Annotated in this window: 19 protein-coding genes; 15 read left to right on the forward strand and 4 right to left on the reverse strand. The window is 60.7% G+C overall.

Translation table 11 applies throughout. The annotated features are described in order from the left end of the window. The first annotated feature begins 3 nt into the window (after window positions 1–3). The 13 genes from cpaB to CKA81_RS05000 all read left to right on the forward strand — a co-directional run bounded on the left by cpaB (window position 4) and on the right by CKA81_RS05000 (window position 13,610). Window positions 4–975, forward strand: coding sequence for a Flp pilus assembly protein CpaB (cpaB, locus tag CKA81_RS04940; RefSeq protein WP_128354298.1), 972 nt, complete (start codon window positions 4–6; stop codon window positions 973–975). A 55-nt stretch (window positions 976–1,030) separates the two neighbouring features. After that, a complete protein-coding gene (locus CKA81_RS04945) occupies window positions 1,031–2,422 on the forward strand; it encodes a type II and III secretion system protein family protein (protein WP_228255795.1) in 1,392 nt (463 codons plus the stop codon). A gap of 3 nt (window positions 2,423–2,425) precedes the next feature. Further along, window positions 2,426–4,174 (forward strand): ATPase, T2SS/T4P/T4SS family, encoded by a 1,749-nt coding sequence (locus tag CKA81_RS04950; protein ID WP_128354299.1) that lies wholly within the window; start codon window positions 2,426–2,428, stop codon window positions 4,172–4,174. Between the two features lie 21 nt (window positions 4,175–4,195). Beyond that, entirely contained in the window at window positions 4,196–5,041 is an 846-nt protein-coding gene (locus CKA81_RS04955) for a type II secretion system F family protein (RefSeq protein WP_128354300.1), read from the forward strand. 9 nt (window positions 5,042–5,050) lie between these two features. Next, window positions 5,051–5,920: a type II secretion system F family protein gene (locus CKA81_RS04960; RefSeq protein ID WP_128354301.1), complete on the forward strand. Its 870-nt coding sequence runs from the start codon at window positions 5,051–5,053 to the stop codon at window positions 5,918–5,920. Then, window positions 5,917–6,228 (forward strand): DUF192 domain-containing protein, encoded by a 312-nt coding sequence (locus tag CKA81_RS04965; RefSeq protein WP_128354302.1) that lies wholly within the window; start codon window positions 5,917–5,919, stop codon window positions 6,226–6,228. The genes CKA81_RS04960 and CKA81_RS04965 overlap by 4 nt, the downstream gene beginning before the upstream one ends. Window positions 6,229–6,342: 114 nt before the next feature. Then, window positions 6,343–7,173, forward strand: a complete 831-nt coding sequence (locus CKA81_RS04970; protein ID WP_128354303.1) for an ABC transporter ATP-binding protein — start codon at window positions 6,343–6,345, stop codon at window positions 7,171–7,173. Next, window positions 7,173–8,051 (forward strand): branched-chain amino acid ABC transporter permease, encoded by an 879-nt coding sequence (locus CKA81_RS04975; protein WP_128356578.1) that lies wholly within the window; start codon window positions 7,173–7,175, stop codon window positions 8,049–8,051. The genes CKA81_RS04970 and CKA81_RS04975 overlap by 1 nt, the downstream gene beginning before the upstream one ends. A 3-nt stretch (window positions 8,052–8,054) precedes the next feature. Continuing rightward, window positions 8,055–9,092, forward strand: coding sequence for a branched-chain amino acid ABC transporter permease (locus tag CKA81_RS04980; RefSeq protein WP_128354304.1), 1,038 nt, complete (start codon window positions 8,055–8,057; stop codon window positions 9,090–9,092). 36 nt (window positions 9,093–9,128) lie between these two features. Next, entirely contained in the window at window positions 9,129–10,319 is a 1,191-nt protein-coding gene (locus CKA81_RS04985) for an ABC transporter substrate-binding protein (protein ID WP_128354305.1), read from the forward strand. Window positions 10,320–10,323: 4 nt separating this feature from the next. After that, entirely contained in the window at window positions 10,324–11,163 is an 840-nt protein-coding gene (locus tag CKA81_RS04990) for an ABC transporter ATP-binding protein (protein WP_128354306.1), read from the forward strand. A gap of 12 nt (window positions 11,164–11,175) precedes the next feature. Continuing rightward, window positions 11,176–12,993 (forward strand): AMP-dependent synthetase/ligase, encoded by a 1,818-nt coding sequence (locus CKA81_RS04995; RefSeq protein WP_228255796.1) that lies wholly within the window; start codon window positions 11,176–11,178, stop codon window positions 12,991–12,993. Further along, on the forward strand, window positions 12,990–13,610 hold the full coding sequence (locus tag CKA81_RS05000; protein ID WP_128354307.1) for a TetR/AcrR family transcriptional regulator: 621 nt from the start codon (window positions 12,990–12,992) through the stop codon (window positions 13,608–13,610). The genes CKA81_RS04995 and CKA81_RS05000 overlap by 4 nt, the downstream gene beginning before the upstream one ends. On the opposite strand, the gene CKA81_RS05005 is transcribed toward CKA81_RS05000, so the two are convergent. Together CKA81_RS05005 and CKA81_RS05010 are read right to left on the reverse strand one after the other, a co-directional pair. Further along, window positions 13,549–14,346 carry a BPSS1780 family membrane protein gene (locus CKA81_RS05005; RefSeq protein WP_128354308.1) on the reverse strand — a complete coding sequence of 266 codons (798 nt, stop codon included), beginning with the start codon at window positions 14,344–14,346 and terminating at the stop codon, window positions 13,549–13,551. The two genes, CKA81_RS05000 and CKA81_RS05005, sit on opposite strands and share 62 nt — an antisense overlap. Before the next feature lie 5 nt (window positions 14,347–14,351). Beyond that, window positions 14,352–15,326 (reverse strand): homoserine kinase, encoded by a 975-nt coding sequence (locus tag CKA81_RS05010; protein WP_128354309.1) that lies wholly within the window; start codon window positions 15,324–15,326, stop codon window positions 14,352–14,354. Between the two features lie 84 nt (window positions 15,327–15,410). Between CKA81_RS05010 and dusA the strand changes: the two genes are divergently transcribed. Beyond that, window positions 15,411–16,478, forward strand: a complete 1,068-nt coding sequence (gene dusA / locus CKA81_RS05015; protein ID WP_128354310.1) for a tRNA dihydrouridine(20/20a) synthase DusA — start codon at window positions 15,411–15,413, stop codon at window positions 16,476–16,478. Here dusA and CKA81_RS05020 read toward each other — a convergent pair. Next, the gene (locus tag CKA81_RS05020; RefSeq protein ID WP_128354311.1) at window positions 16,433–16,891 is read right to left on the reverse strand and encodes a CBS domain-containing protein; all 459 of its coding nucleotides are present in this window, start codon (window positions 16,889–16,891) and stop codon (window positions 16,433–16,435) included. The two genes, dusA and CKA81_RS05020, sit on opposite strands and share 46 nt — an antisense overlap. A gap of 52 nt (window positions 16,892–16,943) precedes the next feature. Further along, on the reverse strand, window positions 16,944–18,284 hold the full coding sequence (locus CKA81_RS05025) for a YihY family inner membrane protein (RefSeq protein ID WP_128354312.1): 1,341 nt from the start codon (window positions 18,282–18,284) through the stop codon (window positions 16,944–16,946). Window positions 18,285–18,358: 74 nt separating this feature from the next. Between CKA81_RS05025 and CKA81_RS05030 the strand changes: the two genes are divergently transcribed. Continuing rightward, window positions 18,359–18,736: a DUF2069 domain-containing protein gene (locus CKA81_RS05030; protein ID WP_128354313.1), complete on the forward strand. Its 378-nt coding sequence runs from the start codon at window positions 18,359–18,361 to the stop codon at window positions 18,734–18,736. The last annotated feature ends 14 nt before the right edge of the window (window positions 18,737–18,750 follow it).

The raw sequence follows: 18,750 nt of genomic DNA on the forward strand, positions 1-18,750 counted from the left end.
GCCATGCGAGTTGCCGTACCGAATAGATCGATAGTGATGTTGCTGCTTGCCATAGTTGCCGGTCTGCTGGCGGCTTGGGCGGCGCGCCAGCACATCAATGGCAAGGTTCAATTATTGGAGGCCCAGGCTCGTGTGCCCACCAGCCAGCGCATTGTCGCTGCTCACGACCTGCCCGCAGGTACCAGGCTGACTGACGAGCATCTCATGCTTCGTTCCTTCCCCAGTACCGTCGTCTCCAGCGACAGTTTGCCGCCCGAGCGATACACCGAGCTTACCGGCGCCGTGCTTCGAGCCCCTTTGCGCGCTGGCGATGTTGTTCTTCCGGTGCATATGGCCACGCAGAAGCAAGCCGCCTTTTCCAGCCATCTGGCGTCCGGGCGCAGGGCGATTACGATGCCGGTGGACGCCATCAACTCAGTATCCGGCTTGCTCCAGCCGGGCGACCTTATCGATCTTTACGTGTCGTTCGAATATCAGCGTCGGCGCATCACCGCGCCATTGCTGCAAGGTGTACTGGTGCTTGCCACAGGCGCCAATACTCAGTTCGCGGGCTCGCTTGCGGAGGGCGAGCGACATTCGTATGCCGCCGTCACGCTCGACGCGGCGCCGGAGGATGCCGTCAAGCTGGTTGCGGCGCGCCAAGGCGGAACAATCACCGCTGTGCTGCGTCCCCCTCATGACGGCGCGGCGACACAGAAAGCTGTGCGGGGCGACCTGGCCAGTCTGCTGGGCGTTAACCGGCCGCCGCCGCCTCGCAATGATAGTGCGCAGGTTCTTTACGGTAACAAGACAGTGCGGCGGGTAGCACGTATCGGCGCGCAAGCTCCTGGAACATCGCAACGCAGTGGTGTTTTCGATCTCCCCAATGTCCAGGAGTTGGTCAGCGCCTGGCTATATGCGGGCGCGCAGGCCGAGGCCTTGGCCGGTGACAACACTCTGTTGCCTGAGCCGACCGACGGGCACTCCTCTCATTAGAACGATGATGACGCCGCGCACAGTTCATGGACTCCTGCTTCTGGCGGCTCTGGCAGTGCCCGGTTCCCTGGTCGCCCGCCCAGATAGTCTGTTGGATCTGCAGGTTGGTGAAGTCAAGGTACTTGCAGTGCCCAATGTAGCGCGTGTGGCAGTCGGTGATGGTCACGTAGTGAATGCGGTTACCACCGAAGACAAGGAGGTCATTGTCTTTGCCCGCAACGAAGGCTCCACCACCTTGCAGATATGGTCCGAGAACGGACGCAGGCGCCATTACCAGATTCAGGTGGCACCCGAGGGCGCCAGGCAAACGCAACAAGAACTGCGTAGCGTGCTCGAGCGCATCCCACACGCCAGGGTATCTATCGCGGGCGACAAGCTGGTCATAGAAGGCGACGAGCTGTCCGACGGCGATCGGGAACGGATATCCGAGTTGGCCAAGCGATATCCGCAGTTGCTCGATTTCACCGGGCAAGTGGGTTGGGACCGAATGGTCCTGCTGGACGTCCAGGTGATCGAAGTGCCTCGCGCGCAGTTGCAAGAGCTCGGCTTACGGTGGGGCACCAGCACCAGCGGCGGCATCAACGCGGGTATTGGCTGGGATGGCGGTAGCAAGCGCTGGTCTGATCGACCCGGCGAGACGGTTGTGCCTCTGCCTTTTCCTGCGACCGTGGCTGCCGGGTATTTCGGTGTGAACGCCTTGCTGTCGGCCCGCATTAATGCCATGGCCCAGAGCGGAACGGCAGTCGTCCTGGCGCAACCCCAATTGTTGGCGCGTAGCGGAGCCACAGCAGAGTTCCTTGCGGGAGGCGAAGTCCCATACTCGACGGTCGACGCCAATGGAAACACCAATACTGCGTTTAAGCCCTATGGCGTTTCCTTACGTATTACTCCGCAGGTCGAACGCAATGGCGCGGTACGTTCGCGTATCGAGGTCGAGGTCAGTTCGGTCGACAGCTCCTTGTCGGTACCCAACGGGCCCTCATTGAAGACGCGACGCGCCGCCACCGAGTTCAACGTGCATTCCGGACAGACTCTGGTGCTGGCGGGGTTCTTGTCGCGCGAAGACACTCGTAATGTCGAGAAAGTCCCGGGGCTGGGAGACATCCCGATACTCGGCCAGCTATTTCGCTCCAGTCGCTTTCAGCGCAACGAAACCGAACTTGCCATCTTCGTTACGCCGGTTTTGGTGTCGGCCGACCATCCTGATCTGCAAGAGCGTGTACGGCGTGGCGATAGCATCGTGAACCGCCAGTTTCCCGGGCAATCGGCCATAAATGTGCCGGTGCGTCCTGATACCGACTTGCCCATGGCACTGCCGGTGGCCGGGCAGTCCTGGGATCCATGGGACGGTCCCGGCTCTCAGTGGCAAGTACAGGCAGACACGACACAGGCTTCCACCTTCCCGGACATTCGCGTCGGGACTAATCAACATGACTATACGGACTGAGCGATGCTAGAGATCGAACTTCGCCACGAGAATGGTATGACCCACGCCCGTTGCTTTGCCTTGCCGCTGGACATCGGTCGCGGCGCCGAGAATGGACTCTGCCTTAAATCATGGCGGGTTGCTCGGCGCCACGCTCGCATTGAACAACGGCCGGGAGGTGTATTTGTCGAAGACTATGGTGGCCTGGCTGGAACGCTTATCAATGGGCACCGAATCGCGCAGTATGGACCTTTGCGAACGGGGGACCAGATCGTCATAGGTCCGTGTCTGCTGTTGGTGGAGCGTTTGCCGTCTGCCGAGCCTGTGGTCGAAGAGGCCGCTGTGCCGGCACCACCGGCAGCTAATGCAAAACCACATCAACCCCTGCCTATGCCGCTCGTCGACATCGAGACTATCCAGAGCCAGCCCGATGCGCAGTTGTCTCATGCGCTCGCAAGCGACACCTTGCTGCGGCATCGCCGGCGGCTACACGCCGAATTGTTGCAGGCGTTGGACTTGCGTCGGCGCGATGTCGCCAACATGAGCGACGAAGCGTTGCGAGCGGAGGCCATTCGCGCTCTCGGTCTGATCATCGAAGCCGATAACGAATTGCCCCCAACTGCAGACCGCCAGTCCCTTCTGCTTGAAGTCGTGAATGAGGCGGTAGGCCTGGGGCCCTTGGAGCCTCTGCTCGCTGACGAAGCCGTGACCGAGATCATGGTCAACCGGCACGACGAAATCTTCGTCGAAACCCAAGGCTTGCTGCGACGGCATCCGACCGTGTTCAGCAGCGATCAGGCGGTCGTGGGGGTAATTGAACGCATTGTTTCTCCCCTGGGACGTCGCATTGATGAAAGCTCTCCGATGGTCGATGCCCGCCTGCGTGATGGCTCGCGGGTGAACGCGGTGATCGCGCCCGTGGCGCTGCGCGGCGCAAGCCTTACCATCCGGAAGTTCCCGAGCCGGCGTCCCGGTATGGACGATCTGCTGCGTGTCTGTACACTGGATACCGCGATGCGCGATTTTCTTGCTGCTTGTGTGGGCGATCGCAAGAACATGATTATTTCAGGCGGCACCGGGTCCGGCAAAACCAGTTTGCTCAATATCCTCTCGAATTGTATTCCGGAGGGCGAACGCATCATCACCATAGAAGACGCGGCAGAGCTGCGCCTGGACCATCAACATTTGGTGGCACTGGAATCCAGACCCGCCAATCTGGAGGGGCGGGGTCGTATCGAGATACGCGATCTGGTGCGTAACGCGCTGCGCATGCGGCCCGACCGGATTGTCATCGGCGAGTGCCGCGGGAGCGAGGCTTTCGATATGCTGGCCGCCATGAACACCGGCCACGAAGGTTCGCTTACCACCCTGCACGCCAACAGTCCGCGGGATGCGCTATCGCGCCTGGAAACGATGATACTGATGGCGGGCATGGATCTTCCATTAAGCGCTGTTCGCGAACATATTGCCGCCAGCATCGACATCATCGTGCAGCAAGCCAGGCTGCAGGGCGGGCGTCGTGTCATTACGTCAATTGTGGAGGTCAGCGGGATGGAAAGCGGGCGCATTCAGACCCAGCAGATCTTCCGTTATGTGGCCAAACCCACGACTGCTTTCGAAGGCTGCGGTGTCATACCGGATTGCTTTGTGGATGAAACCGGCCAGGCGACACTGCCGTTGGCGATGTTCGATCAACGCACTGAGATCGTGCCCGGTCAGGGGCAGTGGCAAAGCCAGGTCTGTGATCCGGCATTGACCCGGAATGAGACTTAGCCAGCGGGCCCGCAAGCACCCATGGACCTGATCGCCTTATCCTTCGCCGCCGTGACTGGAACGATTATCGTCTGGTTTGTCCTGCGCCACGCGGGACAGGGGTATCGACATTATCGGCAGGTCCTCACATCGCAGGCAGTTGATCGCCTGAATGACTTTTTTGTTTTTCTGGATCCGGCACAGTTGTGGGTGGCCAATCTGGTGGCATGCATGGTGCTTGCACTTGCCAGCTACGTGCTGACTGAAGCCATTCTGTTGACGGCCGCAACAGCGATCGCAGCGTTGTTGGCGCCACAGTACGTATTGCGCAGCGTGCGTCGCCGAAGAGGCCAGCGTTTCGATGAGCAACTTCCCGACTTGCTGATGGCTCTGGCCAGTGCCCTGCGGGCCGGTTCCGGTTTGCAATCTGCGCTGCGTCATATTGTTGCCCAGTCGCCGGCGCCTTTGGCACAAGAGTTCGGTTTCATGCTGCGCCAGCAACGGATGGGTGTTGCATTCGATCAGGCGCTGGCCGACCTGTATGGACGCATGCCCAGCGAAGGCACCAGCCTGGTGGTGTCGTCGCTGACTATCGCGGCTCATAGTGGCGGGGGCTTGGCTGAAGCGCTGGAACGAATCGCCGCAACGCTGCGCGCGCGGCTACACCTGCTGGGACGTGTCCACGCCTTGACATCACAGGGGCGCCTACAGGCGTGGGTGATGGCTTGCTTGCCGTTGTTGCTGGCCGTGGTGCTTCAGCGTCTGGACCCTGAATCGATGCAGAGCTTATGGAGCACCCCGGCAGGCTGGGCCGTCATTGCGCTGATTGCGTTGCTGGAAACCGTGGGCATCGTACTCATACTGCGTATCGTCAACATCCAGGTCTAGGAGCTACCAATGTTCTTCTGGCTTAGTTGCCTGGCGGCCGGCTTGTCGCTGTGCCTGCTCGTATGGGTGATCACGCGTCCAGCCGTATCGCACGCGGGCGCGCCTGCGGCGTCTGATCACGGCATGTTCAGGTTGCTCTGGCCATGGATCGTGGCGTTCTCCAATGTATGCCGGCCCTTTATCACCTGGTCCATACGACACCGGCTGCACAATCGCCTACAAGTGGCTGGCCTGGATAGACAGTGGCTGCCCGAGCATATTGTCGCAATGCAACTGATGTTGCTATGCATTGTTGGCTGTTTCAGTGGATGGATGATGACCATGTCGAGTGAGGTCGCCATTGCGAAGGCCGTGCTGGCCGGTCTTGTGCTTGGGGCAATCGCCGCAGCATGGCCGCCTTACTGGCTGCGCAGCCTGAGGCGCAGCCGTCAAACCCGCATGCTGCGCGAACTTCCGTTCTTGCTCGACATGACAACACTATGCGTCGAGGCCGGGCTGAACCTGCAAGGCGCTTTGCAGCAAGCGGCACAGCATGGCCCGCCGGGTCCGCTGCGCATGGAGCTTCGGCGTACCCTGATGGACATCCGGGCGGGCATGCCGCGCCCGCAAGCGCTGGAAGAGCTGGCCAGGCGTACCGATCTGGCGTCCATCCGCAGTCTTGTATTGACGCTGGCCCAGGCAGACCAACTAGGCATGAGTCTTGGACCCTTGCTGCGTGCGCAATCGGAACAGCGGCGCAGTGAGCGCTTCCTGCGCGCTGAAAAGCTGGCGCTTCAGGCGCCTGTCAAGATGCTCTTTCCCATGGTTTTCTGTATTTTTCCCTGCACTTTCCTCATCATTGGCTTTCCGATTGCGATCAAATTACTGGCATCCTTATGAGTCTATATATCCATTCGGCCCAAACCTTCATGGCGCGCTTGCTGGGCTTGCATGCACGAAGGCTGGATGGGGAAAACGGCGGCTTGCATCTGGATCCTTGCCGCGCGGTTCACACCTTCGGGCTGCCCGATGCGATAGATCTCGTGTTTCTGGACAGACACTGCTTGCCGGTACGGGTGGTGTGCAGCTTGCCGCCTTGGCGTATTGCGATTTGCGCCCGCGCTCGCTCTGTCGTTGAACTGCCGGCCGGTTACTGTCAGGCCCACCCCGACTTTGCAGTACGCATTCGCCTGGCGCTTCGCCCCTAGGGGAAAGCCCGATATTGCCTTCCCGCCCCGCCTGATGCATTGTTCAACCAAGCGCTTGCTCGGTTCAGCATCACCAATCGGGCAAGCTACAAAAGCACATAACGGAGACCGGTTGTGGCGGCTGTCGACCCTGTTCTGCGGATCCAGGGGCTGACACTGGCGTTCGGTGGCGTCAAGGCACTGGACGCAGTCAGCTTCGATGTGGCACCCGGCACGATCACTACGGTTATCGGCCCGAACGGCGCGGGCAAGACGTCTCTGTTCAATACTATCTCGGGCTTTTATCGGCCCAGCCAGGGTACGGTGCAGTTTCGTGGGCAAGACATCACGCGCTTGCCGTCTCCGCAACGGGCCCGTTTGGGCCTGGCCCGCAGCTTTCAGAACATTGCCTTGTTTCGCGGCATGTCTGTGCTGGACAACATCAAGCTGGGTCGGCACTGTCACCTGAAGACCAATATCTTCCAGGGCCTGTTCTACCTGGGTGCCGCCCGGCGCGAGGAAACCGCGCTGCGCGCCGATATCGAAGAGCGCATTATCGACTTCCTGGAGATCGATCACATACGCCATGCGCCCGTGTCGGCCTTGCCCTATGGCTTGCAGAAGCGTGTCGAAATGGCGCGTGCACTGGCCATGCAGCCGCAGGTCTTGATGCTGGACGAGCCGGTGGCGGGCATGAATCGCGAAGAAACCGAAGACATGGCGCGCTTCATCCTGGACGTAAGGGCAGAGTGGGGCGTTACGGTGCTGATGGTGGAGCACGACATGGGCCTGGTTATGGACTTGTCCGACCATGTGGTGGTGCTTAACTTTGGCCATGTCATTGCCGATGGTACGCCGGCCCAGGTGCAGGCCGACCCGGAAGTGGTGCGCGCGTATCTGGGCGCGGGCGACGTCAGCGACCTCCGCCAACGCCTGCGCGGGGCAGCAGCCGGGGCCAGCCTATGATCGACTGGCTATTCCTCTTCGAGGTAACACTGGCCGGCATCGGTAGCGGCGGGCTGTATGCGCTGGCGGGGCTGGCTTTCGTCATCGTCTACAAGGCCACGCGCGTCGTTAATCTCGCAATCGGCGAGATGCTGATGATGGGCGCTTATTTTTTCTTTGGCTTTGCCGCGCAATTGCAGTGGCCGCTGTGGCTGGCCGCCTTGCTTGCCATTGTTGCCGGCGGTGTCATGGGCGGCGTTATAGAGCGCCTGGCCATCCGCCCCATGCTGGGCGAATCGCCCATTTCGGTGTTCATGGTTACGGTGGGCCTGGGCTCCATCATGGTGGGCCTGGTCGAGCTTATCTGGTCGGCCGACCAGCGGCGCCTGCCCGAGTTCATCCCCTCAGAGCCCATCTTCATTGGCGAAGCCTTTGTGTCGTCCAAGGTGTTTTATAGCTTCCTGGTGGCCCTGGCCCTGGTCGCCATGGTGGTGGCGGTGTTCCGCTATTGGCGGGGCGGGGTGGCCTTGCGTGCCACGGCTTCGGATCAGGGGGCGGCCTACGCCATGGGCATCAACGTGCCCCGGGTGTTTTCTTTGGCGTGGGTGGCCAGCGCGGCGCTGGCGGCGGTGGCCGGCATCGCCGTGGGTGCGATAGGCGGCTTGTCGTCCTCCATGGGCATCTTTGGCTTGTCGGTGCTGGTGGTGGTGATCGTTGGCGGGCTGGACAGCGTCATAGGTGCCATGCTGGCCGGCTTGCTGATAGGCATACTGGAAGCTTGGGCGGGCGCCTACCTGGGCGGCGAATACAAGCTGCTGGTCACCTTCATGGTGTTGGTGGTGGTGTTGATGGCCCGGCCTTATGGCTTGTTCGGCACCCGCGAAATAGAAAGGCTCTGACGAATGCGCATAGGAACCGCCCGGCAAGACTACATGGCAGACGAAGCCTTGTTCGACACTTCCACCCAGCGTGTGTGGATGGGCTTGTTTCTGCTGGCGCTGGTGCTGTATCCGTTTTTCGCCAACGACTATTGGCTTTACCTGGCCTGCCTGGTGGCCATTCATGCTGCCAGCGCCACTGGCTTGAACATACTTACCGGCTATACCGGCCTTGTCAGCCTGGGGCAGGCGGCTTTCATGGGCCTGGGCGCCTACACGGTGGCTGTGCTCGAGCAGCGCTACAGCACGCCCTTTCTGTTCAACCTGGTAATGGCCGGTGTGGTGGCGATGCTGGGCGGCATTCTGGTGGGTATACCGTCGTTGCGGGTCAAGGGCCTGTACCTGGCCATCGTAACAATAGCCGCCTCGTTTATTGTTCATTTCGTGTTCGGCAATTTGTCGTTTACCGGCGGGTCGGGCGGCATGACGGTGCCGCCGCCCACCATGCTGGGCGCGGCGCTGGACACCTCCTTTCGCATCTATTGGTTGATCGTGCCCGTAACCGTATTGATGGTGCTGGGTGCTGCCAACCTGTTTCGCACACGGGTAGGACGCGCCTTTATCGCCATACGCGATCGCGATATTTCGGCTGAGGTGCTGGGCATACCGCTGTTGCGCTACAAGTTGCTGTCCTTCGGGCTGTCGTCCTTTTATGCGGGCGTGGCAGGCGGCCTGTGGGCTTACTTTTTTCGTGTGGTCACGCCGGAAAGCTTTCCGCTGATCTATTCCATTTTTTTCCTTGCCGCCATTATCGTGGGCGGCATGGGTTCCATACTTGGGGCGATTCTTGGTGCGGTCTTCATGACCATGGTGCCCGAAGTGTTGCGCATAGCGGTGGCCTGGCTGCCCATAGAGGGCGATACGCTGCAGTATGTATCGCCGGTACGCACTATCGTGTTTGGCGTGTTGATCGTCGTGTTTTTGATTTTCGAACCGCAAGGGCTGGCAGAAATGTGGCGGCGAGTGCGGCGTTTCTTTCACTTGTGGCCCTTCCGCACCTGAGCAGTGTGGCGGCCATTACCACACCAGGAGACAAGCATGACCCCTAAACTCCACCTGGCCGGCCTGGTCCGGCGCTTGCTTTTACCGCTTACGCTTGCCGCTGGCCTGGGCCTGACAGGCGGCGCCATCGCGCAAGACAAGGAAGACATCGTTATTGGCGGTTCTATTCCCATGAGCGGCGTGTTCGCTTTTGCGGGCGTGGGCATCCATGCCGGCATCGGCGATTACGTCAAGATGCTGAACGAGTCGGGCGGCATAGACGGGCGCATGGTTCGCTATGTGCCGGAAGACACGGGCTACAAGGTAGACGTGTCGGTGGCGGCCTTCAAGAAGATCACCAGCCAGAACAAGGTCAACTTGTACTACGGCGACTCTACCGGCTTTTCCAAGACCATCAACCCCGAGCTCGACCGCATGGGCACCATCATGATGACGGGCGCCTCGTTTGCGACTGAAATCAACGATCCGGCCAAGTTTCCGGCACAGTTTCTTGTAGGCCCCGACTACACCGAAATGTTCGGCATCTTGCTGCGCTACATCGCCAAGGAAAAGCCGGGCGCAAAAGTGGCGTTTGTGTATTCCGACACCGAGTTCGGTCGCGACCCGATCAAGTCGTCGCATGCCGTGGCCGAGCAACTGGGCCTGACGGTGGCGGCCGAGATCATGACCCCACCGGGCAGTGTGGATGTTTCAACCGAGGTGCTGAAGCTGCGCCGCGCCAATCCCGACTACACCATTTTCCATGGCTATGTGCTGGCGCCCATACCCGAGTTCGTATCCCAGGGTAAGCAGATGGGCCTGAAAACGCGCTATATGGGCACATTCTGGACGATGGACAACTCCACCATCATGCAGATGGGCGAGAACGCCGATGGCTTCATGGGCGTGATGCCTTTCCGTTACTACTACGACGAGGAAGGCAATTCGCCCATGATGAAAAAGATACGCGAGATGCGTCCGGAATACCAAAGCACTGCCTATATGCAGGGCTTCCTGGCCGCCATGTTGATGACGGAATCCGTCAAGCGCACGCTGGCCGATGGCAAGGACCTGACAGCCGCCAACATGAAGTCGTCCTTGCAGTCCATCAAGGATTTCGACACGGGCGGCATCATAGGCGTACCGGTCAGCGTCAAGGGCAACTCTTTGCCGGTAGGCCGCATTTATCGGGCCGACTACAGCCAGAAGAAGATGGTGCCGGCATCCGACTGGATCATTCTGGACTAGGCGGATGGCCAGGCTGAACCCGCCCGTACAGGACCCGGCCGGCTTGCCGGTGCTGGAGATCGCCAATATCGAGGTGGTCTACAACAAGGTCGTGCAGGTATTGCGCGGCCTGTCCCTGTCCGTGCCGGTGGGTCAGGTGGTGGCTTTGCTGGGCAGCAATGGCGCTGGCAAGTCCACCACGCTTAAGGCCATTTCCAGGCTGTTGGAGCTGGAAGATGGCGAACTCGTCAAGGGTCAAATCCACTTCAACGGGCAGGACATCGCCCGCGTAGCGCCGCAGCACCTGGTACACAGCGGTATGAGCCACGTCATGGAAGGTCGGCGCGTCTTTGAAGACCTGACCGTCGAGGAGAACCTGGTGGCGGCTACCTATGCACTGGCCGGTCGGCGGGCCAATCGTGCGGACTTCGATCTGGTCTACGAGTATTTTCCACGGCTGCACGAGCGGCGCCGCGGCCTGGCCGGCTATCTGTCGGGCGGCGAGCAGCAAATGCTGGCCATCGGGCGAGCACTGCTGGCGCGCCCGCGCCTGATGTTGCTGGACGAGCCGTCGCTGGGCCTGTCGCCCATGCTGGTAGAAAGCATTTTCACCATTATTGCGCGCATCAATGCCGAGCAAGGCACCGCCATGCTGCTGGTCGAGCAAAATGCGTCGGTGGCGCTGGCCATTGCGCATTACGGCTACATCATGGAAACCGGCAAGATCATGATAGACGGCAGCGCCGAGAAACTGGCCAACGACCCCGATGTGCGCGAGTTCTACCTGGGCGTGGGCGGCGCCGGCGAGGCGCGCAGCTTCAAAAGCATCAAGCATTACAAGCGCCGCAAGCGCTGGTTGTCTTAAGGAGAGCCCACCATGCCCTCACTGATGGATCTGCCGCCCCTGACACTGCCGCAGATGCTGCGCGAGCAGGCGCAGCGCATGCCCCGGCGCATCGCCATCCGCCAAAAGGACTTCGGCATCTGGAAGCCATGCACCTGGGCCGATTACTGGCGGCGGGCGCGGCACGTGGGCCTGGGCTTGCGCAGCTTGGGCGTGCCAGAGGGCGGCCACATAGGCGTACTGTCCGAAAACCGCATCGAGTGGGTGCTGACCCAACTGGGTGCCGGGGCAGTGCGGGCCGTAACCGTGGGCTTATACCCCACCAGCCCCGCTGCTGAAATCAGCTATGTGCTGGCCCACGCCGATATCGAGCTGGTCGTGTGCGAAGACCAGGAGCAAACCGAAAAGGTGCTGCAATCGCGCGCCGCCTTGCCTCGACTGCGTCGCATCGTGGTCATAGAAACCAAGGGACTGCGCAGCTATACCGACGAAGAGCGCGAGCTGGTTTGCACGTTCGCCGAACTGGAAGCCATGGGCGCCGAGCGCGACGCCGCCGAACCCGAACTGATTGAACAGGCCCTAAGCGGACAGCAACTGGATGACATTGGCCTGATGATTTATACCTCCGGCTCTACAGGCAAGCCCAAGGGCGCGATGATTTCCTATCGCAACATGCGTGGCGTCGCGCCCGGCATCATCGACCGGCTGGGCCTGGGGCCGGACGACAGCCATCTTTCCTACCTGCCGCTTTGCCATGTTGCTGAGCAGATGCTGACAACTTTCGTGCCGATATACTCCGGCGCGCAAGTCAACTTCGGCGAGTCCATACGCACGGTGCAGCAGGATCTGCGCGAGGTCGCCCCCACGCTGTTTTTGGGTGTGCCGCGTATCTGGGAGAAATTGCACGCGGCCATCACCATCAAGATGCAGGAGGCCCGGCCCTGGACGCGTGCTCTATACGAGCGCGCCATGCATGCCTGCGAACCGTTCGCCGCCAAATCCGCCAGCCAGCGCACGATTGCGCAGCGCCTGACTTATGCGTTCTGGTATTGGCTGGTGCTGCGGGCTTTGTTGAACTTTATTGGCTTGCGGCGCGCGCACGTGGCGCTGACAGGCGCTGCGCCCATACCGCCGGCCATCGTGCGCTATTTTCGTACCCTCGGTCTGCCTTTGGTCGAGGTATACGGCCTGACAGAAAGCACCGGCATGATTTTGGGCCAGCACCCGGATCGCATTGCGCTGGGTACGGTGGGCGAGCCCATCCTCGGGCTGGACTACCGCAAAGGCGAAGACGACGAGCTGCTTGTGCGTGGCGAGATGGTGTTCGCCGGCTACTACAAAAGCCGCGAGCAAACCGAGAGCGTCATCCAGGATGGCTGGCTGAAAACCGGCGATGTGATCGCCGAAGAGGGCGGCATGCTGCGTATTGTCGACAGGCTGAAAGACATCATGATCACCGCCGGCGGCAAGAACCTGACGCCTTCCGAAATCGAAAACACAGTCAAGGCCAGCCCCTATGTGAAGGAGTGCATCGTCATCGCGGATGGCCGCAAGTATGTGTCGGCGCTGGTGCAGATTGAGTTCGATACCGTGTCCAAGTGGGCCGAATCGCAAGGCATTGCCTTTACGCACTTCCGTTCGTTGGCCGAGAACCCGGCCGTGCGCGAGCTGATGCAGCAACAGATAGACCAGGCCAACAAGCAGTTGGCAGCCGTGTCGCAGATCAAGCGGTTTCACCTGCTGACCAAAGAGCTGGACCACGACGACGGCGAGGTCACCGCCACCATGAAGGTCAAGCGCGGCAGCATCTACACTGCCTATGCCCAGCAGATCGAGGCCTTGTATTCGTGAACCATCTCGCTACCCGCCCGCCGGTACAGGGCGAAGAAGACCGCCGTACCGTCGTGATACTGACTGCGGCCCGGTTGTTTCGCGAGAACGGCTACGAGCGCACCACCGTGCGCGAACTGGCCGAGGCGGTGGGCCTGCGTTCAGGCAGCCTGTTTCACCATTTCAAGAGCAAGGAAGAGATACTCGTGGCCGTCATGGCCAACGGCATACAGTCAGTCATTGACGAAGGCCGCCAACTGGTGCAGCAGCATGCCGATCCGGCCGGACGGCTGGAGGGTTTGTTTCGCCTGCATATGCATAGCATCATCAGCGGGGTGGGGGGCGATGCCATGCACGCCATGATCTACGATTGGCGCAGCCTGTCGCGCGAGGCGCGCGAGCCCATCGAGCAGCTAAGCAAGGCTTACGAGCAGTTGTGGCACGAGGCCATAGACCTGGCTGTGGCCAGTGGCTTGCTGCAGGGCGACGCGGCCATCATACGCAAGCACCTGCTGGGCGGCATGAATGCCACCGTCCGCTGGTACCGGCCCGACGGCCGGCTAGGCGCGGAAGCGTTTATCGACCAGATGTTGCAGGCGGCACTTCCGGCGATGGGTAGTTGGCACCAAAAACGCTGATGTACGCAGGATAAAAACTGCAATACAACACGGCGGCCACAATGATGTTGACCGGTGTCAGCATAATTTGTACGAAGCTGGGCGACACGCCCAGTCCGGCGATGAAGGTGCCTATCATCTGGACGGCAAAGAAGATGGCAGCCCAGCTTGTGCCGTAGGCCAGGAAGGCCCATTTGTTGCGCCAGCAAGCCACCATCGAAAAGAACAAGGCTTGCGACATCTTGATGCCGTGCCACCCGATCAAGGCGGGCGCATGCCAGAACAGCGCTGATATCAGCACGTACAGCAGCCCGAAGGTAATAAGCGGGCCCTGCATGGCTGAAAACAGTGCGTTCGGATTGATCTCGCCGTCCGCGTCGATGGCCGTCATCAGCGTATCCATGAAAGGCAGCGTGGCAATAAAGCCGGCGGCCAGGCAAAAGCCCATGTAGGCCAGCCCCAGGCCCAACAGGCGCCGACGCGTTTGTCGATCACGCAAAGGCTCGGCCCACATCGACAACAGCATGGGTCGGCCCGCCGCAATGTGGCGACAGGCGCTAAGCGTGACGAAAGTCAGCAGAGGCGTACTGATGATCAATGCGATCTGGCCAAACAGGGGCACCAGATAGCTGACGGTAATCAGGAAGCCGGTAAGCAGGCTCCAGAAGAACATCGCCATGGGTTGGCGCTTGAAGAGCCTGAATCCATCCAATATCCAGTTCCATCCGGCTGTGATGGGCAATATGGCTGCTTGCATGCGATTCAGTAATCCTGGAGTGTAGGTGTGGCGGGCCCGCGGCGTTGGCGCAGTATGCGCTCGAAGTGGCGAGGGTCGTGGGGCTTCAGCGTTTGCGCCGGCCTGGGTAAATGGAAATCATAAAGACGCGAGACCCAGAAGCGCAAGGCGGCCGCCTGCAGCAGCACGGGCCATGCGGCGTGCTCTTCGAGCGTGAAGGGGCGAACTTGCGCATAGGCGTCCAGCCAGGCTCGCAGGCGTTCGGGATCGAGCACGCCGGTATGGCGCTCGATGCACCAATCGTTGACGCTTACCGCCACATCGAACAGCCAGGTGTCGCAGCCGGCAAAATAGAAGTCGATGAACCCGCCCATGCGCGGCATCTCGAAGGTGCCGTCGAACAACACGTTATCGCGGAACAGGTCGCAGTGCGCCGGCCCCGATGGCAAGGCGCCATAAGTGTCGGTGGCGGCAAAGGCGGTTTGCTCGTTCAGTGTGTCCTCGATCAGTGCGCGCTGATCGTCGTCCAGAAACGGCAGCACCTTGGGCACCGTAGCCTGCCACCAGGCCAGACCCCGCAGATTGGGCTGCTGTATGGTGAAATCCTGGGCGGCCAGATGTGCACGGGCCAGCGTTTTGCCTGCAAGCGCGCAGTGAGCCGGGCTGGGTGCCGGTTCGTAGCCGCCCGAAAGCCGCGACACGATGGCCGTCGGCTTGTCGTGCAGCATGGTCAGGCGGGTGCCGTCAAGCAGCGTTTGCGGCTGCGGTACCGGAATGCCGCGCTGGGCCAGGTGATGCATCAGCTCAATATAGAACGGGAGCTGCTCAAAGGTAAGTACTTCGAACAGCGTCAGGACGAACTCGCCCTGCGTCGTCGTCAGGAAATAGTTGGTGTTCTCGATACCGGCCGTGATGCCGCGCAGGGTGACCAGCTCGCCCAGCGTGTAACGTTTTAAAAGCTCGCGCGCGTCAGCATCGCTGACGGGGGTAAAGACGGCCATAGGAGAAGAACTCTGGGGTAGGCAAACTGAAGGAAATGGTTTAAGCCGGGCTACAATGGCAGGCTGCCCAGAGAGACCGGCGAGATGAGTATAGCGGACACCCACAAGCACCTGCCCAACGGCCCCGATGACTGGCGCCTTAGCGTTGCCCCCATGATCGATGTTACCGACCGGCATTGCCGGTATTTTCATCGGCTGTTGGCGCCCCGTGCCAGGCTTTATACCGAAATGATCACCACAGGCGCGTTGGTGCATGGCAACGTTGCACGCCACCTTGCATTCTCGCCGGCCGAGCAGCCCGTGGCGCTGCAACTGGGCGGCAGCGAGCCCGCCGCCCTGGCCGCCGCAGCACGCCTGGGCGAGCAATGGGGCTACGACGAAATCAACCTCAACTGCGGGTGCCCGTCAGAGCGCGTGCAACGTGGCGCCTTTGGCGCCTGCCTGATGGCTGAGCCACAGCTGGTGGCCGATTGCATGAAAGCCATGCAGGACGCGGTATCCGTTCCGGTAACCGTCAAGCACCGCCTGGGTCTGGATTACGACGACAGCTATGCTTTCGTGCGCGATTTTGTCGGCGCCATACGCGATACCGGCTGCCGCGTTTTTATTGTGCATGCGCGCAACGCGGTGCTAAAAGGCTTGTCGCCCAAGCAGAACCGCGAAAAGCCGCCGCTGCGTTACGATGCGGCGGCGCGGCTGAAGGCGGACTTTCCGGATTGCCGCTTTGTGCTTAACGGAGGCATCGCCGAAGTCGAGCAGTCCATCGATTTAATGAATCAGTTTGATGGCGTGATGCTGGGCCGTGCCGCCTGGCATAACCCTGGCATCCTTAACGACATCTCGCGCAGGCAGCATCCGCATCTAGTGCATCTTGAGCCCGACCAGGTCGTGCAAGCCATGCAGCGCTACGCCGCGGGCCAGGTAAAAGATGGCGTGCCCTTGCGCATTATTGTGCGCCCACTGCTGGGCTGGATGAACGGCCGGGCAGGAGCCCGCCAGTGGCGCCGAACCTTGTCCGACCCTGCCTTGCTCGACCGCAACGATGCGCAGCTGATTGCGCAGGCCTGGTCCGACCTGATGCTGCGCAGTAACAACCAAGAGGATGCTTACGAACTGGCGGCTTCCGAGTCGGACGGCCAGTCGCGAATATAAGCTTTCAGCATGTTGTTCTCGAACTGCTGCGCCGCCACGATAGCTTGCGCCATATCGTAAAAAGAGATGACGCCCATCAGGGTGGGGCCGTCCATGACCGGCATGTATCGGGCGTGCTTGTCCAGCATAAGGCGCTGCACTTCGTCGGCGTCGGTATTGGGCGATACGCTGACCGGCGCGTCGTCCATGATGCTGCGCACCGTGTTGGTGCCGGTGATGCCGTGGTTATCGTGCAAATGCCGGATGATTTCACGAAATGTCAGCATGCCGACCAGTTCGCCGTGCTCCATGACGACCAGTGAACCGATGTCTTGCTCGCTCATGGTTTCGAGCGCCCGCAAGATGGGCATATCGGGCGAGGCCGTGTACAGCGTGTGGCCTTTCACGCGTAAGATTTCACTGACTTTCAACATCGTGGTTCTCCTGGGTGCCTTCATGCGACACAGTAAGGCTATTTTGCCCCAACTACCGGCTTTCGGGTAGTGCGTTCGGCGGGTCGAACAAGTCGGCCAGCCGCACATCGGGTTGTTGCAGCGTAGCCTGTATGGCTTGCAGCAACTGCCGGTTTTCCGGTTCTTGCAAGCCGGGTTGCCGGCGATCGAGCAATAATTCATCAATAAGGGGCCCGAGCGTGGCTTCGCGCTGGTCCACACATAGCACCCATTGGTCGGCTTCGCCACTGTCTGTATTGACGACATAGCCCAGGCGCTTCAGTGAGGCCAATACGTGCTCAAGTTCATCCTGGTGCAGTTGCAGGTGCGCGCACAGGAAGCGCAGGCTGCGGCCAGGCGTTTGCCCCGACTGCGCGTCCCACAACATGCGCAACACCCTGATCGCGTCGACGAAGCTGCCACCGGTATAGTGCACCCAGGCCCAGCGCCGCTGACGCAGGGCGGGCAAAATGGCCGCCACGGTGGCACCCAGCAAGATCGCCAGCCATGACAGATAAATCCACAACAGGAAGATGGGCAGGGTCGCGAAGGCGCCGTAGATGACGGTATAGGAAGGGAAGCGGGTCAGGTAATAAGCAAAGCCTATACGCATGACCTCGATCACCACGGCCGTGCCTACACCGCCGGCCAGGGCGTCCTTCCACAGGACGCGTCGATTGGGCACGCCCACGAACAAGGCGGTAAAGGCCAGGGCAGTAATGACCAGCGGGACGAAAGACAGCGCAAAGGAAAGCGCCGCCGGCAGTTCCGAGACGCGGCCAATAGACTCGCTGGCCAACACTGACGTCGCCCACAGGCTGGCGCCAGTCAAGATCGGGCCCAGCGAAATAATTGCCCAATAAACCAGCATGCGCTGACGCAAGGGTCGCTGGCGCTCTACCTGCCAGATATCGTTGAACGCCTCGTCTATGGTCATGAACAGCATGATGGACGTGACGATCAGGAACAAGCTGCCTATGGCCGTCAGCCCTGAAGCCTTGGCGGCGAACTGGTTCAGATACAGCATGACATTGTCGGAAACCGCCGGCGGCATCAGATTGCTGGTCAGGAAGCCTTCCAGCGCCATGCGAAAGTCCGCGAACAGCGGAAAGGCGGTGAACAGCGCCAACACCACCGCAAGCAGGGGCACGATGGCCAGTACGGTGGTGAATGTCAGGCTGGCAGCCACCTGCATCAACTTCTTCTCGCCGGCGCGCTGCAAGGCGAAGCGCGCGATCTTCAGGGCGTTGGCCAGGCCGGTGACCGGGCTGGCTGCCGGTTCCAGGCGCGGCTCTTCGATCACGGCCGGCTCGTCGGTGTCCGGATCGCCGGCGGCTTGCTCCCTGATCTTTGCATTCGAGGTGCTTGTTGCCATGATGTCTTGCGAAAAGCGTTCATCGGGAGGTTGGGCCTGGGCCAGGCCCGCCTCTTTCGAGTGATAATACCAGCATGACTACGCAACTTAACCCTGTTTTGCGCTACGGCGCGTCCATATCGCTGATTGCGCTGATTATCCTCTGCCTGTTGTGGGAACTGCTTATCGCGCCGCTCAAGCCTGGTGGCTCGCTGCTGGCACTGAAGGTAGTGCCCTTGCTGCTGCCTTTGCGCGGCGTGCTTAAAGGGCATCTTTACACTTTGCAATGGGCAGCCATGCTGGTTCTGCTTTACTTTATGGAAGGGGTTGTTCGGGCGTGGTCCGACCCGTCCGGCATGTCGGCCATGATGGCTGGGCTGGAAATCGCCTTTTCGCTGGTGTTCTATCTGTGCGCCATTTTTTATTTACGCCCTGCCAAGCGGTCCGCGCGGCAGAAGCCGGCACGCTCGTAAGCGGCGGGGCAGTT

Source organism: Pollutimonas thiosulfatoxidans (genome assembly GCF_004022565.1).
In the GTDB taxonomy this organism is placed as follows: Bacteria; Pseudomonadota; Gammaproteobacteria; order Burkholderiales; family Burkholderiaceae_B; genus Pusillimonas_D; species Pusillimonas_D thiosulfatoxidans.